The 26,907-nt window shown below is 58.4% G+C and carries 14 protein-coding genes; all 14 read left to right on the top strand.

All coding sequences use genetic code 11. The features are described 5' to 3' along the window. Positions 1-188 precede the first annotated feature (188 nt). On the top strand, positions 189-2,906 hold the full coding sequence (locus NF347_RS00370) for a TonB-dependent receptor (RefSeq protein ID WP_107681592.1): 2,718 nt from the start codon (positions 189-191) through the stop codon (positions 2,904-2,906). A gap of 16 nt (positions 2,907-2,922) precedes the next feature. After that, positions 2,923-4,983: a single stranded DNA-binding domain-containing protein gene (locus NF347_RS00365; RefSeq protein WP_107036626.1), complete on the top strand. Its 2,061-nt coding sequence runs from the start codon at positions 2,923-2,925 to the stop codon at positions 4,981-4,983. A gap of 40 nt (positions 4,984-5,023) precedes the next feature. Continuing rightward, the gene (locus NF347_RS00360; RefSeq protein WP_107036627.1) at positions 5,024-6,421 is read left to right on the top strand and encodes a C1 family peptidase; all 1,398 of its coding nucleotides are present in this window, start codon (positions 5,024-5,026) and stop codon (positions 6,419-6,421) included. A gap of 503 nt (positions 6,422-6,924) precedes the next feature. Further along, the gene (locus NF347_RS00355; protein ID WP_107036628.1) at positions 6,925-8,175 is read left to right on the top strand and encodes an efflux RND transporter periplasmic adaptor subunit; all 1,251 of its coding nucleotides are present in this window, start codon (positions 6,925-6,927) and stop codon (positions 8,173-8,175) included. 24 nt (positions 8,176-8,199) lie between these two features. Beyond that, complete coding sequence (locus NF347_RS00350) at positions 8,200-9,474, top strand: ABC transporter permease (protein WP_107036629.1); 1,275 nt, start codon at positions 8,200-8,202, stop codon at positions 9,472-9,474. A gap of 4 nt (positions 9,475-9,478) precedes the next feature. Next, a complete protein-coding gene (locus NF347_RS00345) occupies positions 9,479-10,768 on the top strand; it encodes an FtsX-like permease family protein (RefSeq protein WP_107036630.1) in 1,290 nt (429 codons plus the stop codon). Between the two features lie 50 nt (positions 10,769-10,818). Continuing rightward, a complete protein-coding gene (locus tag NF347_RS00340) occupies positions 10,819-11,490 on the top strand; it encodes an ABC transporter ATP-binding protein (protein ID WP_202613089.1) in 672 nt (223 codons plus the stop codon). A 28-nt stretch (positions 11,491-11,518) separates the two neighbouring features. Further along, positions 11,519-12,796: an ABC transporter permease gene (locus tag NF347_RS00335; protein ID WP_306254308.1), complete on the top strand. Its 1,278-nt coding sequence runs from the start codon at positions 11,519-11,521 to the stop codon at positions 12,794-12,796. A 1-nt stretch (position 12,797) separates the two neighbouring features. Further along, the gene (locus NF347_RS00330; RefSeq protein WP_107681867.1) at positions 12,798-14,066 is read left to right on the top strand and encodes an ABC transporter permease; all 1,269 of its coding nucleotides are present in this window, start codon (positions 12,798-12,800) and stop codon (positions 14,064-14,066) included. Between the two features lie 105 nt (positions 14,067-14,171). After that, positions 14,172-15,614 carry a TolC family protein gene (locus NF347_RS00325; protein WP_161953450.1) on the top strand — a complete coding sequence of 481 codons (1,443 nt, stop codon included), beginning with the start codon at positions 14,172-14,174 and terminating at the stop codon, positions 15,612-15,614. Between the two features lie 1,775 nt (positions 15,615-17,389). Next, positions 17,390-22,138 (top strand): hypothetical protein, encoded by a 4,749-nt coding sequence (locus NF347_RS00320; RefSeq protein WP_306254307.1) that lies wholly within the window; start codon positions 17,390-17,392, stop codon positions 22,136-22,138. A gap of 1,083 nt (positions 22,139-23,221) precedes the next feature. Then, complete coding sequence (locus NF347_RS00315) at positions 23,222-24,682, top strand: pseudouridine synthase (RefSeq protein ID WP_107036748.1); 1,461 nt, start codon at positions 23,222-23,224, stop codon at positions 24,680-24,682. A gap of 46 nt (positions 24,683-24,728) precedes the next feature. After that, complete coding sequence (asnS, locus tag NF347_RS00310; protein WP_107036749.1) at positions 24,729-26,117, top strand: asparagine--tRNA ligase; 1,389 nt, start codon at positions 24,729-24,731, stop codon at positions 26,115-26,117. Between the two features lie 127 nt (positions 26,118-26,244). Next, positions 26,245-26,898: a MarC family protein gene (locus NF347_RS00305; protein ID WP_107036750.1), complete on the top strand. Its 654-nt coding sequence runs from the start codon at positions 26,245-26,247 to the stop codon at positions 26,896-26,898. The last annotated feature ends 9 nt before the right edge of the window (positions 26,899-26,907 follow it).

Here is a 26,907-nt window from a genome sequence, read left to right as displayed (position 1 = left end):
CCCGAAACTTGTATACGGCCATCCGAAGTCGCGAACATGTCAACAAATAAGACGACAATTTAACACTAATATTCATTTTTTTAGAGTACTTTTGCATCATGAAACCTTCGATAGGACGGGTGAAGACGGTCGCCCGACACCACAATTGATTAGACAAACCAATCTATAACATTTATATATAACCGATTATGAAAAGACTCTTTCTTTTAGGAAGTGTAATCTGGCTGCTATGTGTCAGCGCTTTCGCAGCCCCCGACATCAAATGTACGGGCACGCTCGTCGATGAAGAAGGCGAGCCTATGGTAGGAGCCACAGTTTCTGTGCCGGGCACATCGAGAGCCGCGGCCGCCAACATCGACGGCATCTTCACCATCAACGTGCCCGAAGGCAAAAACATCAAGATCACCTATATCGGCTACAAGACCCTTGAGCTGCCGGCCCGCAGCGACATGGGCACCATCACGATGGAGCTTGCCATGAAGCATCTCGACGACGTGGTTGTCACCCAGTCGGTGGGCAAGACCCGCGAGACCCCCGTGGCAATGTCGACCGTAGGCGCCGACGCCATCGACTTCAAGCTCGGCGGACAGGAGCTCATGGAGGTGCTCAAGACCACACCGGGCATCTACACCATCCGTCAGGGCGGCGGCTTCGGCGACGCCGAAACCCGTATGCGCGGCTTCAAGAGCGCCAATGTGGCCATGATGGTCAACGGCATACCTATCAACGACATGGAGTGGGGCGGCGTGTACCAGAGCAACTGGGCCGGCCTCTCCGACGTAGCCTCCAACATCCAGACCCAGCGCGGCCTTGGCGCCACTATCGTATCGACCCCCTCGATCGGCGGCACCATCAATATCACCACCCGCACAATTGACGTTGAGCGCGGCGGTTCGGTATGGTACGGCATGGGCAACGACGGCATGAACAACTACGGCGTCAAGGTGTCGACCGGCCTGATGAAGAACGGCTGGGCCGTGACATTCCTCGGCTCGCACAAGTGGGGCGACGGCTATGTGCAGGGCACACAGTATAACGCCTACAACTACTTCTTCAACGTGTCGAAGCGCCTCACCTCCTCCCATCAGCTCTCTCTGACAGCCTTCGGCGCACCGCAGCAACACTACCAGCGCTCGAGCTACGACGGCCTCAGCGTGCTCGGCTGGCAGGCAGTAAAGAACTATATGGACGGCGAAAGCATGTATCGCTACAACCCGACCTACGGTTTCGACAACCAGGGCCGTCAGCGCACGTCGAACTACAACGTCTACCACAAGCCCCAGATCTCTCTGGGTCACATCTGGCAGATAGACCACACACAGTCGCTCTCCACATCGCTCTACATGTCGTATGCCCAGGGCTACGGCCTCAAAGGCTATGGGCGCAACGGCTACAGCAGCGACTGGTATGGCTCGTCGAACGGCGTGCTGAACACCAAATTCCGCTGCCCCGACGGCACCTTTGACTACGGCGCCATCCAGGACATGAACGCAGCTTCGGCCACCGGCTCCAACATGGTCATGGCCCGTCAGAACAACAACCACGAGTGGTATGGCCTTGTATCGTCGTACAAGAAACGTATAGATCTGCGCAACGGCGACCGTCTGAACCTCATCGGCGGTCTGGATCTTCGCTACTACATAGGCCATCACAAGAACAAGATCAGCGACCTCTATGACGGCGCCTACTATCTTGACGACAGCAACCGCGGCAACGTCCGCGCAGCCAACAACGCCTTAGCCGCGAATCCCGACTGGAAATACCAGAAGCTCGGCGTGGGCGACGTGATAGCCCGCAACTACAACGGCTACACCGCCCAGGAGGGAGCCTACGCCCAGGCTGAATACACGACGCTCTCGGGCAAGCTCAACCTTGTGCTTTCGGGCGCCCTGAACAACAACACCTACTGGCGCCGCGACTTCTTCTACTATGACAAGGAGCATGAGAAATCGAAGACTATGAACTTCATCGGCGGCACCGTCAAGGGTGGCGTGAACTACAACATCGACCGTCACAACAACGTGTTCTTCAACACCGGCTACATATCGCGCGCTCCGTTCTTCAGCGGCGGCGTATTCCTCAACTCCAACTACTCCAACGTCACCAACCCCAACGCCGTCAACGAGAAGGTGTATTCCTTCGAAGCCGGCTACGGACTCCAGACGCGCAAGGTGGCCTTCACTTTCAACGCCTATCTGACCCGCTGGATGGACCGCACCATGGCCCGCAGCGGCGAGATCGAGAGCGGCCCCCACGCCGGCGACCGATACTACATGAACATGGAGGGTGTCGACGCCCGCCACATGGGTCTGGAATTCAACGTGAAATATATTCCCGTCAAGTGGATGGAACTTGACGGAATGTTCTCGCTCGGCGACTGGCAGTGGGATTCCAACGCCACCGGCTACTTCTACAACCAGAACGGCGAGCCCCTCAAGAACCTTCAGGGCGACGTGGCCGCAGGCATCCTCGCCGACGACCATCTGCGCACAACCCTGCTCCAGAAAGGCATGAAGGTGGGCGGCTCGGCTCAGACCACCGCAGCCGTGGGCGTAGTGTTCAAACCGTTCGACGGCTTCCGCATCGGCGCCGACTGGACAGCTGCCGCACGCAACTACTCCGACATCAACATCACCACCTCCTCGCTGCAGAACAACGGCGAGCTTGCTGCCGGCGACCCCTGGCGCATACCCTGGGGCAACCAGTTTGACCTCTCCTGCAGCTACCGCTTCAAGATCGGAGGCGTCAACGCCACTCTCTACGGCAACGTCCACAATCTGTTTGACTACAACTACATCACTCAGGCCTACACCCCGGTGGCCAGCGACGGCACATGGGAGAATGCCTACCAGACGTTCTATTCATTCGGCCGCACCTTCTCAGTGCGCATGAGAGTCAACTTCTAAAATATCGAAAAAGACAATGAAACAGCATATTTCACGCGCTCTCCTTCTGGCCTTCGCGGCCGGAGCCTTAGCCGGCTGTTCGGAAAACTCCTGGAACAACGATGAGCTCAACGGCTTCGAAGTGCCCGAACCCACTCAGGTAGAGACAATCGAATACACCATGACGGAGGCCGACTATGCCGCCGTATCGTCCAACTCCGCAAACAAAGCGCTTGCCGGCGATGCCGGAGCCGCCGCGCTCCGCGCCGTAGGCTCCAAACTCTGCTTCAGCGACGCCGCTCCCGCCCGCGACTACGTGCCGGCATGGCTTGGCAGCTCTTCGTTTGCCTACTTCACCCTGACCGACGGCTCTGCCGTGCGTCTGACCTACAACACAGCCGTGACCCCCTCGGAGATTCCCGCCCAAATCGAATCGGCCACCGAGTACATAGTCAGCGACGAGGACTACCAGACTGTCTGGGGCAGCGAGAACGACTACATCGCAGCTTTCGCACCGTCGCACACTGCCTCGGCTTCGATTCCCGGCATTCTTCTGGCTGCTCTGCCCGATGCCGCCGAAGGCGACTACGCCGTGGTGCGCTACCGCACCTCCCAGGCCGATCCAGTATTCTCCGCCCCGTCGGAACCTGAAGAGCCCGGCTTCACCCTCTCCAGCGTGATCGGCACCGCAGCCGTCGATGACGACGTGACGATCAACGGCGTTGTCACCGCGCTCTGCTCGCAGGGCTATATACTGACCGACGCCTCGGGTGCGATATTCGTATACTGCGGCTCGAAGTTCGAGGAGAACGGCTTCAGCGGTCTGGCCATCGGCGACCAGATAGTGCTCAACGGCACTGTCGCCGCCTACAACACAGGCCTCCAGATCGCCAACGGCGCCACATTTGACAAAGCAGGCAGCCAGGCAGTCAGCTATCCGGCAGCCACAACTTTTGACGCCGCCTCAATGGCCGATATCATAGCGCGCACCGACAACGCCCTGGCCATCTACGGCACAATGACCGGCACCGTCAGCGTGACCACCGACAGCAAAGGCCGTACCAACACCAACATCATCATTGACGGCTCGGCCAAGGCACAGGGCAGCCCTTACGGTATGCTCAGCGCCGATAAGAGCAAGTATGCCGACGGCGCGAAAGTGACCGTCACCGGCTATCTGATCAACGTGGCAGGCGGAAGATACTGCAACATGGTGGCCACCTCGGTGGCCGAGTCCACCGCATCGGCAGCAGCCACGGTATCGAGCCGTGCAGCCACCGAAACGATGCCCTCGCAGGCCGAGTTTGCGGTCTACACTTTCAACGGCACCCGCTGGAACGCCGCCACCGATGTGGTAATGCCCTCCCACGCCGACTATCAGGCCATGGGACAGCACTACGACAACCTATCGGATGAGGCTCCGGCCACCCTGCTGCCGAAGTTCCTCAGAGCGAAGTATCCCTACGCCTCGGAAGGTGACGTCCGCTATGTGGCCTACTTCTACTATGCTTCGAGCGCCACGACCGTGCGCTGCGACGAATACACATTCAACGGCACCGACTGGACTCCTGCCGCCACCGTGACCACGCAAACCGCACAGTTTGTACGCACCGGAGGCAAGTGGATCTACGACCCGAACGTCACCATCAACCTCCCTGCCGGCAAAGGCCAGGAGATGTCGACACTCTACTATCAGACATGCGTGGACTGGGTGAAGGCACAGATCGACGACAAGACCGGCGCCACCTACGTGACCAGCTACGGCAACAACGAGTATTATTCGGGCACATCGGCCTACCAGGGCAATGTGGATCTTCGCGCCGCCTCGGCCCGCGCGCAGTATGCCGCCGGCTATGCCGACATGACCGACGAGCAGATCGTAGCGACGATGAAGCAGCGCTTCGAGAGCGAAGTGATGCCCGCCGCCCTGTCGATACTGCACCCCGACGCAGAGCCGATAGCCGGAGTGGACGTGATCTACACCATCAACTTCTCGGCCTACAACGGCTCGTCCACCACGCCTTACGTCATCACCTACAAGGTGACCGGACGCGGCCAGTTCGAGTTTATCGAATGCACGTGGAATTCCGACAAGTAATCCCCTGAACGAAACCAATCAATAAACACCTTACACGCCTATGCGACGCATATCATCGTTAATGGCGGTAATCATCCTCGGAGGCTTCTGCGCTACGGCGCAGCAAGCCTCCGGCGGTATCAGCCCTGAGATGATGACCACCATCAAGTCGGCCTACAAGAACACTCCGGCCGACCGTGCCATCCGCAATGCCATCACGGCCAACGACATCAATTCGCTTGCCCGCAATCTCGACGCCCGTCGGCCGGTAAGCAGCGAGTTTTCTCACCGCGTCCCCTCCAAAGGGATCACCAACCAGCGCTCTTCGGGACGCTGCTGGCTGTTCACGGGCCTCAATGTGCTCCGCGCCCAGATGATGGCCGAGCACGACCTGCCCATGACCGAGCTGTCGCAGAACTATAACTTCTTCTTCGACCAGCTTGAGAAGGCCAACCTGTTTCTTCAGGGAGTGATAGACACCTCCGACCGACCGATGGACGACAAGACGGTCGACTGGCTGTTCCGCAATCCGCTTTCGGACGGCGGCCAGTTTACCGGCATCGCCGACATCGTTGGCAAATACGGCGTGGTTCCCGCCGAAGTGATGCCCGAAACCAACTCGTCGAACAGCACCTCGCGCCTCAACCAGCTGCTCTCGCTGAAACTCCGTGAATGGGGTCTGGAACTGCGCGACGCAGCCAAAGCCAAGACCAAGGCCACGGAACTCGGACGCCGCAAGACCGAGATGCTCGGCGAGGTCTACCGGATGCTCGTGCTCAATCTCGGCGAGCCCCCGACGGAATTCACATGGACGCGCCGCAACTCCAAGGGTGAAGCGGTCGACACCATGACCTACACTCCGCTCAGCTTCTACGACCGCTTCCTGGGCAACAATCTGAGCGACGACTACGTGATGCTGATGAACGACCCGACCCGTCCGTACTACAACCTCTACGAGATCGAATATGACCGCCACGCCTACGACGGCCGCAACTGGACCTACGTCAACCTGCCGATGGAGGATATAAAGGAGATGGCCATAGCATCGATCAAGGACTCCACGGCGATGTATTTCTCGTGTGACGTGGGCAAGTTTCTCGACCGCGAACGCGGCGTGCTCGACCCCGACTTCTACGACTACGGCTCGCTGCTGGGCACCACCTTCGGCATGGACAAGCGCCAGAGAGTGCTGACCCACGCAAGCGGCTCGTCGCACGCCATGACGCTCGTGGCGGTGGATCTCGACAAGGAGGGCAAGCCGGTGAAATGGCTTGTGGAGAACAGCTGGGGTCCGGGCGCCAACGGCGGCCACCTGATCATCACCGACCGGTGGATGGACGAGTATATGTTCCGCCTGGTGGTCGACAAGAAGTATCTCACCCCGAAAGCCCGCGCCGTCATGTCGAAAAAAGCCGAACTTCTGCCCCCGTGGGATCCGATGTTCGCTCCCGAGGACTGATTGCGCCCAAACAGGCCGAAAAAGTCCGAAACGACAACCGAAAAACGCATAATGATTGCAGAGTGTAAGACAAAGACGCAGATTTTAGTTAAATTTGTGTTAAATAAGTTTGTCTACTACTTCTTGTATCAGTTTTTGTTACTACTTTTGCATGTGTGTTTTTCATAGTATTAGATTAAGATAAAGGTTTAAAGGAAGAGAGATGTCGGGAGACATCTCTTTTTTTAATTTCCACCTACAGTTTTTTCGCAACATGACCGTAAAATAAGACACTGCCTAGAGCCTGCTTGAATTTCACACGAAGATATGTTTCCGGGCTTCTTTGACTGAAAACGGGTGTAGGAAAGTGTCCGGAATGATCAGAAAAATGTCCGAGTGTCCGATATCGGGCGGACAAGTGTCCGATATCGGACACTTCGATTTTGCCAACTATCTAAATTTCAACATCTTCACTTTTTGGCACGGTATTGGCACAGTTAATCAATGAATACAGCTATTTATCTATGGACAGAGAGATTCCCAAAGAAGTATTGCGCCGCGAGCGCCGCAACCTTATCATCAAATGGAGCGCGGCAGGCATAGCCGTGATAGTGGCTATAATTGTGCTGCTGTCGATGATGCGCCGAAGCGTCAATGCCGCCGACCTCACATTCTCCATCGCCGACGTGGGCACGATCGAAACTTCGGTCAACGCCTCGGGCAGAGTGGTGCCGGCTTTCGAAGAGATCATCAACTCGCCGATATCCACTAAGATCGTGGAGGTGTACAGCACCGAGGGCGACAGCGTTGCCGCCGGCACTCCCCTGCTCCTGCTCGACCTTCAGTCGGCTCAGGTGGAGGTGGACAAACTCAACGACGAACGCCGCCGCATGACCTATCAGCTCGAACAGCAGCGTCTGGCCAACCACACCTACCTGTCGTCGCTCGAGATGCAGCTTAAGGTAAAGGAGATGGATGTCAACCGCAAGCGCGTGGAGGTGGTCAACGAACGTCGTCTCGACTCCATCGGCTCCGGCACCGGCGAGAAGGTGCGTGAGGCCGAACTCGCCTACCGCACCGGAGTGCTTGAGCTTGAGCAGCTGCGCCAGCAGCTTGTCAACGACCGCCAGGTGAAGGACGCCGAGCTGAAGATGAAGCAGATCGAGATCGACATCTTCGAGAAAAACTATGCCGAGAAGATGCGCACCCTCAACGATGCCCGCATTCTGGCGCCCCGCCCCGCCACACTGACCTATATCAACAACAACATAGGCCAGCAGATAGGCCAGGGCGAGAAGGTGGCCGTGATCTCCGACCTGAGCCATTTCAAGGTCGACGCCGAGATAGCCGACTCCTACGGCGACCGCGTAAGCCCCGGAGCGCACGCCAAGGTGCGTCTGGGCAAGACCCAGCTCGACGGCCACGTGAGCAGCGTCACCCCGCTGTCGAAAAACGGTGTGATATCCTTCACGATAATGCTCGACGACGACGACAACCAGCGGCTGCGCTCGGGTCTGCGCACCGACGTGTTCGTGATGTGTGACATCAAGGACGAGGTGCTGCGCATAGCCAACGCCCCGTTCTTCAAGGGACCGGGTGTCTACGACCTCTTCGTGGAGAGCTCCGACGGCGAGCTTGAGAAGCGTCAGGTGAAGCTCGGCGACTCCAACTACGAATACGTGGAGGTGGTGAGCGGCCTGAAGAAGGGGGAGCGTGTGGTGGTGAGCGACATGAGCAACTTCGCCAAATCCGAGCGCCTGAAACTGAACAAATAAAAACCATTAGAAAACATATATACTATGCTGAAACAATTCATCTATGAGCTGAAGAGCGAGCCGGTGGTCACATGGGTGACCATCACCGGCACGGCACTGGCCATATTCCTGATCATGACGGTGGTGATGATGCAGGAGGTCAAGACCGCCCCCTACTCTCCCGAAAGCCACCGCGACCGTATGCTTCACTGGGGAAGCATGTCGATAACACATGCCGACTGGGGCGACGGGACGTCGAACGGCCCGATGAGCTACTGGGCCTACCAGAACATCATCGAGCCGCTTGAATCGGCCGAAACCTCGACCGCATACGCGTGCATGACCACCACCCACTCGGCGGCTCTGCGCGACCACACTCCGATCAAAGTAGACATACTGCCTACCGACCACCGTTTTTTCGACGTGTTCGACCTGCAGTTCACAGCCGGAAAGCCCTACGACCAGGCTCAGTTTGAAAGCAGCCAGGCTCTGGCCGTGATGACCGAGTCGACCGCCCGGCAGCTCTTCGGATCAGCCGGAGCGGATCTGATCGGAAGCGAATTTCTCATCGACCTCGCCCCCTACCGCCTCATAGGCATAGTCAAGGATGTATCGCCACTGGCCGATCACGCCTACAGCCAGTTATGGGTGCCGCTGACAGCCACCTCGCTGCTGAAGGACACCTGGAACGACAACTACATGGGCATGCTGTCGTCGACGATACTCGCCCGCGACAAGAGCGACTTCCCGGCCATACTCGCCGAGCTCGACAAGATCAAGGCCAGCGTCAACACTCAGATGAAAGCCGGCAACGGCTACCAGTATGTGTGGCGCAACCGCCCGTACACCACCGAAAAGGACGCTGTGGGCAGGTGGGCCAACGTAGAGCCTGACCTGAAGCAGGCACGGCGCTCGCGTCTGATGGTGTATCTGATACTTCTCATCGTGCCGGCCATCAACCTCAGCTCGATGACCCAGAGCCGCGTGAAGCGCCGCATGTCGGAGATAGCCGTGCGCCGCTCCTACGGCGCCACCCGCAGCGGCATCCTCGGCTCCCTGATCATGGAAAACCTGTCGATGACTCTCATCGCCGGCCTGATCGGATTCGGTCTGTCGGTGGCGTTCGCCCTGCTGCTGGCTCCGTCGCTGTTCAACCAGGGCATGAGCGCCACAAGCGCCCCGACTACGGCCTCGCTGCCGATGCTTCTCCACTGGTCGACCCTCGGCATGGCTCTGCTCTTCTGTTTCATCCTCAATCTGCTCTGCACCGGTGTGCCCGCATGGCGCGCTTCGCGGGCGAGCATCGTAAACTCACTTTAACGTCATGAAAAAGAAACTACTCCGACAGATGCTCAACGAGTGGCGCACCAACGTGTGGCTTGCCCTCGAATTCCTGGTGGTCAGCGTTGTGCTGTGGTATATCTGCGACTACTTCTATGCGAGCATGCGCACATATTTCGCCCCTCTGGGCTTTGAATACGACCACTGCTACGAGCTGACAATGTATGACATACCCGAAACCAGCCCGGAATACCGACCGGAATACGCCAACGACTCGGCTCAATCCGAAGCCTTTCGGGAAATACTGCGCCGCCTCAAGCAGATGCCCGAAATAGAGGCCGCCGCCTACTCCAACAACGCGCGCCCCTTCAACGGCTCCAACTCCGGCATCACCATGGGCTACGACAGCGTCACCGGCAACGCCCTGCGCCGCTTCGCCACGCCCGACTTCCCCATCATATACCGCTATCGCGGAGCCAACGGCGAGAGTCCCGAGGAACTTGCCGCACAGCTCGAGGAGGGCAAAATGCTGCTTTCGGACAACTTCTTCTCGTCAAGTTCGCGCGAGCCTCTTCCGTCGGTCAGGGAGCTGAAGGACGCAGGCAAGAAGATACACTATGTCGACTACAAAATCAACGGCGAGCATCCCGAAGCACAGATAGGATCGGCTCTCGTACCGGTGAGATACGACGAATTCAGCGACTGGAGCGCCTTCGCGCTGCAGGATGTGTGCCGCGACGGCTTCCACCCCGACAAGGCTATGGTGTGGTACTACAACGAGCTGACCGTCAGAGTGCGTCCGGAGCATGACCACGACATTGCCGCGAAACTGATGGCAGCCGCCCCCGACTATCTCCATGTGGGCAACAATCTGCTGACCAACGTCAGCTCACTCGACGACATAAGGCGCAACTTCCAGCGCTCCACCACCACCCAGCTACGCAACTATTCCGCAGGCATGGGATTCATGATGATCAACATATTCCTTGGCCTGCTGGGCACCTTCTGGTTCCGCACACAGCAGCGCGTCAACGAGATAGCCATACGCCGCGTGAACGGCGCCACCCGCCGCGGCATCTTCGGCCGGCTCATCGGCGAGGGAGTCCTGCTTCTGGCTCTGGTGACCCCGCTGGCCGTGGCGGCCGACTGCCTGCTGACGCACTACGACATCTGCGCATACTACGGGGCGCATCATTCGACGGCTCTTCGCATAGCCGTCTGCGCCGGCACATCGTTCGTACTGATGGCGCTGATGGTCATTGCCGGAATATGGTTTCCCGCCCGCCGCGCGATGCGCATCGAGCCGGCCCAGGCCCTATCGATCGACAACTGATCAGACATTATCACACAACAATATTACAAAACAAATAAAACCTCTACAATATGGCAATCATCAATCTCCAGAACGTCAACAAGATCTATCGCACCAACGACATCGAGACCGTGGCTCTCGAAAACGTGAATCTCGAAGTGGAAAAGGGCGAGTTCATATCCATCATGGGTCCCTCGGGCTGCGGCAAATCGACGCTGCTCAACATCATAGGCCTCCTCGACAGCCCCACTTCGGGCAGCGTGGAGCTGTGCCAGACCATGACCGGCACGATGAAGGACCGCGAACTGGCGGCGTTCCGCAACCATAATCTGGGCTTCGTGTTCCAGAGCTTCCACCTGATACCGTCGCTCAACGTGATGGACAATGTGGAGCTGCCGCTGATCTACCGCAGCCACGTGAGCGACAAGGAGCGTAAGCAGATGGTGCGCGAGGTGCTCGACCGCGTTGGACTTTCCCACCGTCTGCGCCACATGCCCGCACAGCTCTCGGGCGGACAGTGCCAGCGCGTGGCCGTGGCCCGCGCCATTGTGGGCAATCCTGAGATAATCCTTGCCGACGAGCCGACCGGCAACCTCGACTCGAAGATGGGCGCCGAGGTGATGGACATACTCCACCGCCTGAACAAGGAGGATGGCCGCACCATAGTGATGGTGACCCACAATGAGGACCAGGCACGCCAGACCGACCGCATAGTGCGCTTCTTCGACGGCCACCAGATCTGATCCGCCCCACATAAAAGACCTGCTACACATGAAACAAATATGGTATGAACTGAAGTCGCAGCCGGTCATCTCGGCGGTGACGGTCATCGGCACGGCGCTGGCGATGTTCCTGATCATGGTGGTGGTGATGCTCCATCAGGTGACGGTGATAGACCTCGCTCCCGAAACGAAACGCAGCCGCACGCTCTACATGGGGCGCGGCATCCTCGAAGGATTCGGATCAAACGAGAATGTCATACAGAGCAATCTGTCGACAGCCATAGCCGCCGAACTGACCGAATCGCTGGAGGAGGCCGAGGCGACGAGCATCTACTGCCCGTATGTGTCGAGAGCACTGGCCAACACCGAGGGGAATCCCACCTTCGCTGCCGACGCCAAGCGCGTGGATGACGGTTTCTTCCGCATCATCGACCTGGAATTCATAGCCGGCAAGCCGTTTGACCGCGCCGATATAATGTCGGATCTGCGCAAGGTGGTGATCACCGAATCGGTGGCGCGTCAGGCTTTCGCGAGCGACGGCGCTGACGTGATAGGCCGCACGCTGCTGATCGACGACGTGCCGCAGGAGGTGGCGGGCGTGGTGGCCGACGTGTCGCCGGTGACCGACGTGGCCTACGCCCAGATATGGATGCCCGTGAGCCTTACAGCGCCCACAGCATCCTGGGGAAACCCCAACATGGGCGACATGCGCACGCTGATAGTGCCCCGTCCGGGGCGTGACGAGGCCGTGAAGGCCGAAGTCAACCGCCGCCTGGCCGTCATCAACACCCGTCTGGCCGCCGACAGCTGCACGCTCTCTCTTGCCGGAGCGCCTTACGACCACGAGCATCACAAAGCCGATGAATACCCTGTGACGCTCCCCGACGTCAACAAAGGTCGCCACATGCGCTGGATGCTGTTCGGCATACTGCTGCTGATACCGGCCATCAACCTCAGCTCCATGACCCGCAGCCGCCTGCGCCGCAGAGTCAGCGAGATAGGCATACGCCGTGCCTTCGGCTGCACCCGCGGCCGCATCGTAGCCGACATCCTGGCAGAGAACTTCGTGATCACCCTGGCCGGAGGCCTGCTCGGGCTGCTGCTGTGCATAGGGTTCGGAGCGCTGCTTTTCGATGCCATCTACTCCACCGGCCGGTGGACACACTACGCCATGCCGTCGACCCTATCGGCAGGAGCGCTGTTTGACTGGACGCTCGGAGCCTACGCACTGCTCTTCTGCTTCATACTCAATCTCATCAGCACCGGAGTGCCCGCCCTGCGCGCCTCGCGCATCAACCCGGTGGAGGCCATCAATCAAAACAAATGACATGAAACGCAAACTTTTACGACAGACACTCAACGAGTGGCGCGCCAACGTGTGGCTGATAGTGGAGATGATCATAGTCAGCGCGATCGTGTGGTATATCAACGACTATCTCTACGTGCATGTGGCCACACGCCTCGAACCGACCGGCTTCGACACCTCACACACGTATATGGCCGAATTCCGCTATCTGCCGGAGGGGAGCCGCCGCTATACCGACTACGGCGAGGCGACCACCGAGCGCAACCGCGCCGATCTGCTCTCGATCATCGAGGCGATACGCCAGCGGCCCGACGTGGAGGAGGTCAGCCTGTCGGCAAACGCCGAGCCATATTTCCAGAATTTCTACGGAATGGGGCTCAACGTAGCCGATGACACCACGGAGATCTCGATCTACTACCGCCAGATCACTCCCGAGCATCTGCGTACCATAGGCTTCCAGCCGGCCGGAGGGTTCACCATCGGGCAGCTTGAGGAGGCACTGCGTCAGGGGAAGCCGCTGATGACCGAGTTTGACAAGAGTTCGCCCCATGTCAGCGGCCACCTCAGCTCCACCGATCTGCTGAACCGACGCGTGAAAAATCCGCGCGACACCTCGATGACGATAACCATAGGCGGACTGCTCAAGCCGGTGAAACGCACCAATATCGAATCCGAATACTTTATCAGCTATTTCGAGCCGATCGACATGGATCAGCTTGAACCACGGCCCAACTACAAGATCAACATCAGGGTGAAGCCCGAAGCCGAAAGCCGCTTTCCCGACAGCTTCAACGCCGACCGCGAACGGCTCTACCGCCGCGGCAACACCTACATTTCGGACATCAAGCCCTACTCGCAGATACGCGACACGGCCGACAGCGACAATCTGGTGACGATACGCAAATACGTGGCGGTGATGGTGTTCATGCTGGTAAGCGTGTTTCTGGGTCTGATGGGCACATTCTGGTTCCGCACCCAACAGCGCACCCCGGAGATAGCCATACGCAAGGTCAACGGCGCCACCGACCGGTCGGTGTTTGGCCGCCTGATCAGCGAAGGCCTTCTGATGCTCGCCGTGGCGACCATCCCGGCTCTGCTGATCGACTGGCAGCTCTGCCACTATGAGCTGAACACCGTGTATGGCGCGCAGGGCTACTTCAGCCCCGGACGCTTCGCGCTGACGGCGGGAGCTACCGCCGCTCTGATGGCTCTGATGGTGGCAGGCGGCATCTGGTTTCCGGCCTACAAGGCCACGCGCATCGAGCCGGCCCGCGCCCTGGCCGACGAGTGAACGACGCTGACCGCGACAAATTTCCGAACCTGATTTTTTATATCCCCGAATCCTATGCGATCAACACTGAGAATCGCCCTTCTGGCAGCCAGTACGGCCACGGCAATGACCGTGGCCGCCCAGAGCGCCGCCACCGACACCGTCAGGCTGACGCTCGACGACGCCATAGCCCGCGCACGCACCCACAGCGTCAATGCGGCCGTGGCGCTCGACGAGCTGCGCTCGGCCTACTGGCAATACCGCACCTACCGGGCCGAACTGCTCCCGGAGGTGAACCTGACGGCCACCGTGCCCTCCTACCACAAGCAGTATTCGTCGTATATGAACGCCGACGGCACCTACTCGTTCGTGCGCAACAACTTCCTGCAGATGAACGGCGGCCTGTCGATCACGCAGAACGTGTGGCTCACCGGCGCGCAGCTGTCGGTCAACACCTCGCTCGACTGGCTCCGCGAACTGGAGGGTGATCCCTACAACCGGTTCATGACCATACCGGTGGCGCTGACGCTGTCGCAGCCGATATTCGGCGTCAACACTGTCAAGTGGGACCGCCGCATAGAGCCGGTGCGCTACGCCGAGGCCAAGGCGGCGTTTCTGACGGCTACCGAGACGGTGGCCATGTCGGCCATCAACTACTATTTCAACCTGCTCATGGCCAAGGAAAACCTCGAGATAGCCCGCCAGAACCACGCCAACGCCGCCAAGCTCTACGAAGTGGCGCGCGAGAAGCGGCAAATGGGTCAGATCAGCGAGAACGACCTGCTGCAGATGGAGCTGAACCTGCTCAACGCCCGCTCCGACATGACCGACTGCGAGTCGGAGCTGAAGAGCAACATGTTCACCCTGCGGTCGTTTCTCAATCTGGAGCCTACGGTGGAGATAGAGCCGGAGATACCGACGGGTATCCCGGTGGTGGAGGTGACCTATGCCGACGCTCTCGAAAAGGCTCTGGCCAACAACAAGTTTGTGCGCAACCTGCGCCGCCGGCAGCTCGAAGCCGACTATGAGGTGGCCAAGGCCAAGGGCAATCTGCGCCAGATATCGCTCTTCGCGCAGATAGGCTATACCGGCACCGACCACCGCGTTTCGGACGCCTACCGTCGCCTCAAGGACAACCAGGTGGTGGAGATAGGCCTGAGCATACCGCTCATAGACTGGGGCAAACGCCGCGGACAGGTGAAGGTGGCCGAGAGCAACCGTCAGGTGACGGAGAGCCGCCTGCGTCAGGAAACGATGAACTTCAATCAGGATCTGTTCATACTCGTGGAACGGTTCTGCAACCAGCAGCAGCAGCTCGCCATAGCCGACAAGGCCTCCGAGATAGCGCAGCGCCGCTACGACACCAATGTGGCCACTTTCATGATAGGCCGCATCTCCACGCTCGATCTCAACGACTCGCAGGTGAAGAAGGATCAGGAGCGCCAGGCCTATGTCAACGAACTTTACCGCTACTGGTATTACTACTATCAGCTGCGGTCGATCACGCTGTGGGACTACACGCGCTCTACGGGCATCGACGCCGACATCGACCGTCTGCTCAAAAACTGACCTCCCCAGGAGCATGAATATGACAATGGGCTGACCTCCCGGTCAGCCCATTGTCATTTACACATAGTACTTAACGTCAGTGGATTTTATCTGAATGAAATATTAGCTTGTATGAAAAAGTTGTTGCTGTAGTTCTTGTTCTTGCACTGCAAAGGTATGATAATTTTTCAATATTATACAGCAATGAAAACCATGTTGTTAAACATAGTTTTTCGTTGCGATTTCTAAAAATAAGTTACAAACTGAAAGTTTCGTCGGTTTAATGGCTTTTTTGCTTACAATTTTTAATAGTTCGGGTGGTTTTGTTCAAAAAAAGCTACAATTAATTTTTGTTAAACCCCGGGCGGAGGGGGAGAGGGCGGACCAGGGAGTGGTCGGAGACCACCCCCAAGCCGCCGGGGCGAGAGGGTGGGGGCAGGGGCGCTATGTGCGAGCGGGTGGCCTGAGCTGGCGCGGGCGGCTGATCTCGCAGGCTCCGCAGCTCGGCCGAACGGGGGGCACTCTCCTCTCCCCCGGTCTACGCGGCACTCTCCTCCCCCCGCCCCGCTGACGCGCGCCGGTGGGCGGCGTGCCGCTCCGAACCGGGGATTCCGTCTGCCCGCACGCTCCGCGGCTCCGAGGGCGCCACCCCACCCGGCAGAAGGAGAGAGGGTGGGAGGCAAGTAGTAGGCGGCAACGCCACACGGCAGGAGGTGAGCCGGGGCGGGCAAGAACGGAGCCGCGGAGCGTGCGGGCAAGACAGTAACCGGGGTTCGGAGCGTGGCGCGGGCGACGCGAGGCGATAGCGGAGCGGTGACCGCGCGAAGCGGAGACCCCGGAGCACGGCGGGGACACGACACAGCGCGGCGAGTCCCGGAGGGTACGAGGCCGCGCCGTGCGTCAGCATAGGGTCGAGAGGGGCGCGGGATAGAGGGCAGGAGCACTATGTGCGGGCGGGTGGCCCGGGCTGGCGCGAGCGGCTAATCTCGCAGGCTCCGCAGCTCGGCCGAACGGGGGGCACTCTCCTCTCCCCCGGTCTACGCGGCGCGCTCCCCCCGCCCCGCTGACGCGCGCCGGTGGGCGGCGTGCCGCTCCGAACCGGGGATTCCGTCTGCCCGCACGCTCCGCGGCTCCGAGGGTGCCACCCCATCCGGCAGAAGGAGAGAGGGTGGGAGGCAAGTAGTAGGCGGCAACGCCACACGGCAGGAGGTGAGCCGGGGCGGGGAGGGCGGAGCCGCGGAGCGGGCGGGCAGACGGTAACCGGGGTTCGGAGAGGAGCGCGGGCGACGCGAGGCGATAGCGAGCGGTGACCGCGCGAGGCGGAGCCCCCGGAGCACGGCGGGGACACGACACAGCGCGGCGAGTCCCGGAGGGTACGAGGCCGCGCAACGCGTCAGCACAGGGAGGAGAGGATAGAGCGGGGCATACGGCAGTAGGTGAGCCGGCGCGGTGACGCAGGGAGAGCGGAACCGCGGACGGCTACCCATCCGGCAGGAAGGAGAGCCGGCGGGGTGGGTATGCTGTTTTTATGTGAGTTAGATGCTGAATATATGCAGGGAGGCGGGGAGAGAGGGCGATGGGTGGCGTTGTCGACTATCTGTAGACAGTAGTGTACCCCCCCCCTAACACACTTTTACAATTTGGTTAAAAATTCTGCCCTTGCGGACAACGGATTTGGCATGATACTAACTTAGCATCCACTTTTTTGAATCGATGCAGGTACACCGATATCTGTGCCGCACATGCTACCGATATACATTTCATATACATTCATACAAATTAAAAACAGGACGATTATGAAACGACTTCTACTCACCCTTCTCGGGGTGGTAGCTCTCTGTGGCCTATCGCCACACCCCGCCACCGCCCAGGAAACAAACGACAATGCGCCGCTGAAAAAAACTATCAATTTCAGTCGCAGTCCTAAAGGTGACAAAATTTACTACAAGAACCCGACCAGCGGTGAATGGGAAGAGAAAGGTTCAGCAGCCTTCAAACTTGCAAAGACTAAAGCCCAAAGCACCGAATTCATCAAAATAGGCGATATAATCTTCGAAATCTGTAAGACATCCACATGCGGAACTAATGTTCTCGAAGTTGCCACAGACACGACAAGAGCCCTTGGACTATATATAGGCACCAAATTCCGAGTGTATCCCGACCCCGAAAAATACAAAATGGATGACGGATCATCTGCAAAGACATATAGCATCACGCTATACTCCATGGGACAGAACCGATCTAATACATTTCCTATGGCATTTTTTGGAGGAAGCAACATAAACAACTGCTTCAAAGCTTCAACTGAAAAATACGACATCAGCATAACCAATACTTCTGAAAACACAAAAATAGACCAGAATCACCCCGGGCCAAGACGATGTATCAGTTTCGGATGCGGAACCGGAATGTCAGCAGACATAGACAAATGGATCACCCTCGAAAAACCATCTCAAAACAACCTATATAACGTTACTGCAACATCAATCACATCTGCAGACACCAAAGTATACAGCGGGACTTACACTCTTGCCTATATCAGCGGCGTGGAGCTTGAGATTTCGACAGATACCCCCAACCCGCCTGCCTCACCGGTTATTACAACCAATCTTGAGAGCAACAAATTCACCGACGGCAAATGGCTTTCACGCTTGCCTATAACCATCACCATGGCATCGCAGACCGATGACTACACCGACCATACGATCAAATATATCGAGTCAAAGACACAACTTGATGACGTCACGACTATCGACTGGACTGCCGATAATGTAAAGACGTACACAGCACCATTTGAATCGGTCAAGAGCGCGTATTATTATGCACGCGTTGAGTCGCCATACAAAGATACGACATATGCATCGGAAGTCGCTCAGATCGCGACCAAAGTAATCCATCCCAAGGTTATATCGGATCTTGCCGAGTTGCACAAGCTCGAGAACAATGGCGAGATTGTGCTGCTCGACATGCCCCTGCTGATAAGAGCGCACACCCTCGTATATCCTCAGGATAACAACAACAAGTACACCAACGCTGTTTATGTCCGCGACGTCAACGGAGTCGCAGTCAAACTAATATCCCGGCGTGCCAAACAAGCGGATCCATATTTTCCTATCAACACCTTCTCACCACAAAATTATGGTTCCAACATGTCAAAGCCGGTATTGAGTTTGATGAAACCCAACATGGTCATAGGCAAATATTACTACAACGACGGGGAAAATCCGGTGATCGTAGTGCGCGACATGACATCCCAGGAGCCTGAAGATTATTATCCTTTGCTTGGCACAGAAGCCCAGGTTCCGTATCAGGACAATGAACAGGAATTCAGTCAATTCGGTTTTACTGACACACAGATCAAAGGATTCATAGGATTTCATGAAACCGACGACATCACGCCCGACCTCTTTGGAAAGGCAGTCATAGTAAGAGGACTTACCGACTGGAACAGCACCGACAACTCATTCCGTATGTCAAAAGCCACAGGCGAAAAGAGAATCGCCATCCGCTACGGTTCGACGACAAAAGGTGCTCTCGGAGCTGCCGGTCTCGGAAATTTTAGATGGAATACACCTTCGGATGAAGAAATCAATGCTCTAACCACCACTGAAACCTACAGCATGGTCGCCATCGTGGAATATGACCCGGACACGAAGACCTATTATCTCGCCCCCCGATCAGGCAACATCTATGCTCCGTTTCCAACACCTGAAATCAATATCAACGATGTCGACAAGCATAAATATCAAGAGATCGTTGAGGCCGACGGCTCCAAAGCGTGGCAGTACACACATGACAGCAAGGACGGCAGAATCGAACTGTCGTTCAATATAAAAGCTCCGTCGACATCCGAAACTGTTCCGGCGTTCACATTCACAATAGAAGACAACAACGGCAAAAGCATCTACTCCGGAACTTCATCCGAAACTTCATCCCACATATGTTCATTTGACACCCGCGATCTGAAATTCGACCAAAACACAGGCAGCACTACCGTCTATGCATATGCCTACGCGACAAACCCTCAATACAACAGGACAAATGAGGGCGACAAACTGAAGATTGTGATCCGCGACGCTGTGCAGACCGGCCCGGAGGTAGTGTCGATCGAGGAGTTCCGCAAAAAGATTCAGGAGGGCACGCTCAGCACTGACCAAGCATGCTACGTGAGATTCAACGGACGATTCGCCGTCGTGGCCCGCAACGGCAATGTGCTGCAGCTGCGCGATGTCGACAAGGATCTGCCGCTCAATCCGGCCAATGCCGGCGACACAGTCACAGCGTTCAAGGACTCGTATATTCTCGTACATGACAATGACAACTGGCAATACAAATATACTGAAAGCAGCAGGACAGGATTCCCCGTCACCTATGCCGCCTATGGAGGCAACGAGTTATGGAACTATTATGGCAGAGGAATAAAAGTCGGCGATGAGATCCGCAAGTTCATAGGCAAAGTCACCATCGACAATGCCGGCAATCTCGACGTAGACCTCACCGGACTCGGCAACTTCTTCGCATCCTCGGCTCTTTTCACTCACCACACCGACAGTCCCTTTGCAGGAGAAGTATCCGTACCCGGCTACGTACAAGGCACTCCCAGGTTCATCCCTTATATGGCCTTACGCGATTCTGACGGCAAACCTGTGACCGATAAGGATGGAAATCCGGTAATGGGCGAGAACAACTGCGTAAACCGCTCCGTAACGGTGGCTCTCAGCACGCTTGAAGAGCATCCCGACAACCACCCCGAAAAGATAACCCTCACGGACGATCTGCTCGACGCCGAGATGAATGTCATGAAAGTGCAGGTGGCCAAAGCTGATGCATCCGACGACTACACCGCACAGTTCACCGCCGACGGAGTGGCCATGCTCTGGGATATGTTCGGCACCGACCAGGCTCCCTCAGAGCCGGAAACCGAAGCCGTAATGGCGCTCGCCGACGAAGCCGACGACACCACTGCCGGCGATGACACCGCCGAGCCGGCGAAGAGCCTCAAAGAGCAGCTCGCCGACCATCTGGCAGCCGGAACAGAGCACTTCAACGTCATCGGCATACTCCGCAAGCACACCGACGGCAAATATGCCATACAGGTGGAGAAGCTCGAACCCACGCCCGCAGACCGCCCCGCACGCTTCTTTGCCGACGGGGTTGAGATCAAGGGTGAATCATATGAGTTCATCAAACGTATGGATCTGACAACCGACACCCCCGACGGAGCTGTCATCAAGATGACTGTCGGAGATGGCACACAGGAGGCCTACGATCCGGAAAAGCTCAAGGGCATAGATGCCGATACCAAGGTGACGATCAAACGCTCCACACCGGGAGTGCTTGAAGGAAGTCCCACCACGATCACACTCACGAAGCTCTCTACCGACGCGGGCAGCCTCGCCGAGGTGGCCGGAGGCGACAACGCCAACAATCTCTACCACTTCCGCAGCCACCTGAAAGTGGTGGCCGCTGCCGAGGGAACGGTGATGGCCGCCGACAAAGAGGGTAATCTCGCCGTGGTGGCCGCCGCTCCGGCCGAGGCCGAAGCGGGCAAGTATCTCGCCGACATCGTGCTCGTCAGAAACAGCAAGAACACCGCTTCGCTCCATGAGATCGACGCCGACGCCGAGCTGCTCGACGAGGACGAAAGCTATGCCATCGCTACCCCCGCGCCCGCCACACTCTTCGGAGTCACCGTGGCCGAAGGCAACGCCACCGACGCCAAGGGCAACACATACGCCATCGACCCGACATTCGCCGCCATCCCCGAGGGTGACGCCGAGGCATGGAAGCTCAAAGGCTACGTGCTCGCCGACGAAAACGACAAGCCGGTGATCTACCTCACCGCATCGCAGGCCATCGACCGTGTGGCACTCCCCGTGATCACCCCCGCCGAGGCTGCGTTCCTCGACAAGACCACCGTCAGCATCACCTGTGCCACAGAGGGTGCAGCCATCGAGTATTCGCTCGACGGAGGCAAGACATGGAATCCCTACACCGGAGCCTTCGACGCCACGGCATCGGGCGAGATACTCGCACGCGCCACAGCCGACGACATGCTCCCCTCGCATGAGGCCAGAACGGAGGTGGTGAGAGAATACCTCTCGGGCGACGTCACCATCACCGTCGACGAGCAGGAGGCAGTGACCGTCATCACCATCAACGGACCCGCAGGAGCGGCAATCTACTACTCGCTCGACGGAGCCGCCGAGAAGCTCTACAACGGACCGCTGACACTCACCAACGACACGCAGGCCGTCATCAACGGACAGATCAAGGCCTACGCCCTCGAGAGCGGCAAGCGCCCCGGAGCGGAGTCAGTCAGGGACTACCAGATCAAGTTCAAGCCCGAAGTGACGGGCATCAGCGGCGTGGAAGCCGATCAGGAGGCCGGAAGCGTGCGCGTGGAGGGCAACTCGATCATCGTGCCCGAGGGCGCGCAGACCTTCGACATCGCCGGACGCCGCGTGAATCCCCAGGGACTCCCCCGCGGTATCTACATCGTGCGCCTCGCCTCGGGCAAGGCCGTCAAGGCGGTGGTGAAGTAAACCATCCAAAAAATAATAAGTTAGTATATATTGGCGCGTCACCGATGTGAATCGGGGGCGCGCTGCTTTTTAGGGGGTCGTTATTCGGAGATGTGCTGACTGTCCCTGCGGCTCATCCACGAAGATCCGCATAGCGGGCGAGCATACTCCCCCACCAAGCCGCCCTTCGGGCGTCATGGCGGGGTTTACAGAGGTCGGTGGTCTACGACCACCCCCAAGCGGCCGAAGAGAGAGGGAGTGCTATATGCGAGCGGGTGGCCTGGGCTGGCGCGGGCGGCTGATCTCGCATGCTCCGCAGCTCGGCCGACCGGGGACGCCTCTCTCCTCTCCCCCGGTCTACGCGGCGCGCTCCCCCGCCCCGCTGACGCGTGGCAGTGGCGGCGCTCCGCTCCGAACCGGGGATAACATCTGCCCGCACGCTCCGCGGCTCCGAGGACGACATCCCATCCGGCATGAGGAGAGGGGGAAGCGAGGGCACAGAGAGTCGGAGGCAGAGGCGGCGATGCCACACGGCAGAAGGTGAGCCGGGGAGAGGGTTAGGCGGGGAGGAACGAAGCCGCGGAGCGTGCGGGCTGACAGTAACCGGGGTTCGGAGCGAGGCGTGGGCGACGCGAGGCGATAGCGGAGCGGTGACCGCGCGAGGCGGAGACCCCGGATAGAGGCGGGGACACGGCACAGCGCGGCGAGTCCCGGAGGGTACGAGGCCGCGCCGCGCGTCAGCACAGAGCGATCCGCGGAGCGTGCGGTGACCACCCCCAGCCACAAAAAGGTGGAGAAATCGGGAAGTCGGAGGACAGGTACCGCCCTAATAGGGCTTACATGGGATATAGACAAGACCAATAGGCTAAAGGGTAATAGGGATTGTGATCAATTATGCGGGATTTTTTGTTATAGTTTGAAAAAACTGCTAAATTTGCAACGGATTTAGCTCTCTTGGGCTGCAAATGCCATAGCGACATCATGCGCAGCCATAAACATGAATTCAATATAAACTATTCTCTCTGACAACTACAACCTTTTTTAACTATCAACAAACCGCCGCGAGGCATCAATAACCCTATTTTCACAGCTACAGAACCCATCATGGACAACAGCAACGACAAGAAGACCAAACGTCCGCGCATCGGGGAGAGCCGTCCCGCAGCCGGCGACATGCCGACCGAACAGCGCAACAGTTACACTACTACTGACTCAACATCGGATCAGACAGCTCCCGACTATCATCAGGGGGGCACCGGCTACCGTCCGCGCCAGCAGGGCGGCTATCAGCCCCGCTACAATCAGGGCGGCTATCAGCCACGTTACAACAACCAGAGCGGCTACCGCCAGCAGGGCGGCTATCAGCCCCGCTACAATCAGGGTGGCTACCACAACAGATATAACGCCCCCGAGGGTGAGGCATCGGCCGACACCACGGGCGCGGCAGGCGAGAACAACACCGAACAGCCCAACACCGGCTACCGTCCGCGCTATCAGCAGGGCGGCTATCAGCCGCGTCACACGGGCTATCAGCCCCGACAGCAGGGCGGCTACCGTCAGCAGCAGGGCGGCTATCAGCCCCGTCAGCAGGGTGGCTACCGTCAGCAGCAAGGCGGCTATCAGCCTCGTCAGCAGGGCGGCTACCGTCAGCAGCAGGGCGGCTATCAGGGCCAGAACCGTCAAGGGGGATACCAGGGACGCCAGCAGGGCGGCTACCGTCAGCAGCAGGGCGGCTACCAGAACCAGCGCCCGCAGCGTCACAACCAGTTCGGAATGCCGCGCGGCGGCAAGAGCTTCGTTCCGCGTCCGAAACGCGTGGAGTATGAGATGCCTCTGCCCGATCCCGACGAACAGATACGTCTGAACAAATTCATGGCCAACGCCGGAATATGCTCGCGCCGCGAGGCCGACGAATTCATCCAGCAGGGTCTGGTGAAGGTGAACGGCAATGTGGTGACCGAGCTCGGCACCAAGATCACCCACTCCGACACTGTGGAATACGACGGCAAGGTGGTCACGCTCGAGCACAAGTGCTACATACTGCTCAACAAGCCGAAGGACTGCGTGACGACCTCCGACGATCCCAACGGCCGCCTGACGGTGATGGACATAGTGAAGGGCGCCTGCGAGGAGCGCATTTATCCGGTGGGTCGTCTCGACCGCAACACCACCGGCGTGCTGCTGCTCACCAACGACGGCGATCTCGCCTCGAAGCTCACCCATCCGAAATATGTGAAGAAGAAGATCTATCACGTATGGACCGACAAGGACATCTCGGAGGATGACATGCAGCGCATAGCCGACGGCATAGAGCTTGACGACGGCCCCATCCACGCCGACGCCATATCCTACGCCACCGAGACCGACCGCAACCAGGCGGGCATAGAGATACACTCGGGACGCAACCGCATCGTGCGCCGCATCTTCGAGAGCCTCGGCTACCACGTCACGAAGCTCGACCGCGTGTATTTCGCCGGCCTCACGAAGAAGAACCTTCCGCGCGGCCGCTGGCGCTACCTGACACAGGATGAGGTCAATTTCCTGAAGATGGGTTCGTTCGAGTAATCCCCGGACGCCCCTCCATCATAAACCGACAGATCACACACTGACAATGAAACGTACCAAAACAACCGACCTCTACTCGCCCGGCATGATCGGCAAGGAGGTGGACGTGATGGGCTGGGTGCGCACCCGCCGAGGCAACAAGCACGTGCAGTTTGTGGCCCTCAACGACGGCTCTACCATCCGTTCGGTGCAGATAGTCTTCGACATGACTCTCTTCTCCGACGACGACCTGCGCCCCGTCACCACCGGCTCGGCCATCCATGTGAAAGGCCTTCTGGTGGAGTCGCAGGGACGCGGCCAGAGCTGCGAGGTGCAGGCCCAGACGCTCGAAGTGTTCGGCACCGCCGATCCGGCCACCTATCCGCTGCAGAAGAAGGGCCATTCGCTCGAATTCCTGCGCGAGATAGCCCATCTGCGCCCCCGCACCAACACCTTCGGAGCCGTGCTGCGCATACGCTCCGCGCTGGCCTTCGCCATCCATAAATTCTTCCAGGAGCGCGGCTTCTACTACCTCAACACCCCTCTGATCACGGCCTCTGACTGCGAGGGCGCCGGAGCGATGTTTCAGGTGACGACGCTCGACATCGCCAATCCGCCGCGCGACGAAGAGGGACGCGTCGACTACAGCGCCGACTTCTTCGGCAAGCCGACGGCTCTCACCGTCAGCGGCCAGCTCGAAGGCGAGCTCGGAGCCACGGCTCTGGGCGCGATCTATACGTTCGGCCCCACCTTCCGCGCCGAAAACTCCAACACTCCGCGCCATCTGTCGGAGTTCTGGATGATCGAGCCGGAGGTGGCGTTCATCGACATCGCCGACAACATGGATCTGGCCGAGGACTTCATAAAATACTGCATATCCTACGCCCTCGAACGCTGCCACGACGACATCGAGTTCCTGAGCCAGATGTATGATCAGGAGCTTGAGGCGCGCCTCCGCTCGATAGTCGACTCCACATTCGTGCGCCTGACCTATACGGAAGGCGTGAAGATACTTCAGGAGTCGGGCCGCAAGTTCGAGTTCCCCGTATCGTGGGGCATCGACCTCCAGAGCGAGCATGAGCGCTACCTTGTGGAGGAGCACTTCAAATGCCCGGTGATACTGACCGACTACCCCAAGGATATCAAAGCCTTCTACATGAAGCTCAACGACGACGGCCGCACCGTGCGCGCCATGGACGTCCTGTTCCCGAAGATAGGCGAGATCATCGGCGGCTCCGAGCGCGAAGCCTCCTACGAGAAGCTGCAGCAGCGCATCAAGGAGCTGAACATACCGATGAAGGATATGTGGTGGTATCTCGATACGCGCCGCTACGGCACAGTGCCGCACGCCGGATTCGGTCTCGGCTTCGAGCGTCTGGTGCTCTTCGTCACCGGCATGACCAACATCCGCGACGTGATACCCTTCCCCCGCACACCAAACAACGCCGAGTTCTGACCCGGACGTAACCCTCTAACGAAGCTACAAAGCCTCATAAATTCCACGCCACCCACAGCGGCTTCAGAATTTATGGGGCTTTAACGCTCTCTGCCGACCTTCAACCAATAAAAAACACAGCCCCACAATGCCCGACACATCGATACTCGCATTCGCGTTTCTCTGCCTGACATCGTTTTTCACCCTGACCAACCCTCTTGGCACGATGCCGGTGTTTCTGACCATGACGCAGGACATGGCCGAACCGCAGCGCCGCGCCATAGTCAGGAGAGCGACATTCATCTCGTTCGTCACGCTGCTGTCCTTCACGGTGCTCGGACAGTTTCTCTTCAAATTCTTCGGCATCTCCACCAACGGCTTCCGCATAGCCGCCGGCATAGTGATACTGAAAATCGGCTACGACATGCTTCAGGCGCGGGTGTCGCACACGAAGCTCAAGGACGAAGAGATCAAGAACTACGCCAACGACATCTCGGTCACTCCGCTGGCCATACCGCTGCTCTGCGGCCCCGGAGCCATAGCCAACGGCATCATGCTCATGGAATCGGCCGACACGCTGGCTCTGAAAGGAGTGCTGATAGGCTCCATAACTTTTATCTACACCCTGACCTACTTCATACTGCGCGCCTCCACTCGCCTGGTGAAGATTATAGGCGAGACAGGCAACAACGTCATGATGCGCCTCATGGGCCTGCTGCTGATGGTGATAGCCGTGGAGTGTTTCGTCACGGGTCTCAAGCCTATCGTGATCGACACCATACAGTCGGCCATGGGTCACTGACCGCGACAG

The organism is Paramuribaculum intestinale (assembly GCF_030759015.1).
GTDB lineage: Bacteria > Bacteroidota > Bacteroidia > Bacteroidales > Muribaculaceae > Paramuribaculum > Paramuribaculum intestinale.
The sequence above is the reverse complement of the archived record's forward strand: the minus strand, read 5'-3'. Positions and strand labels throughout refer to the sequence as shown.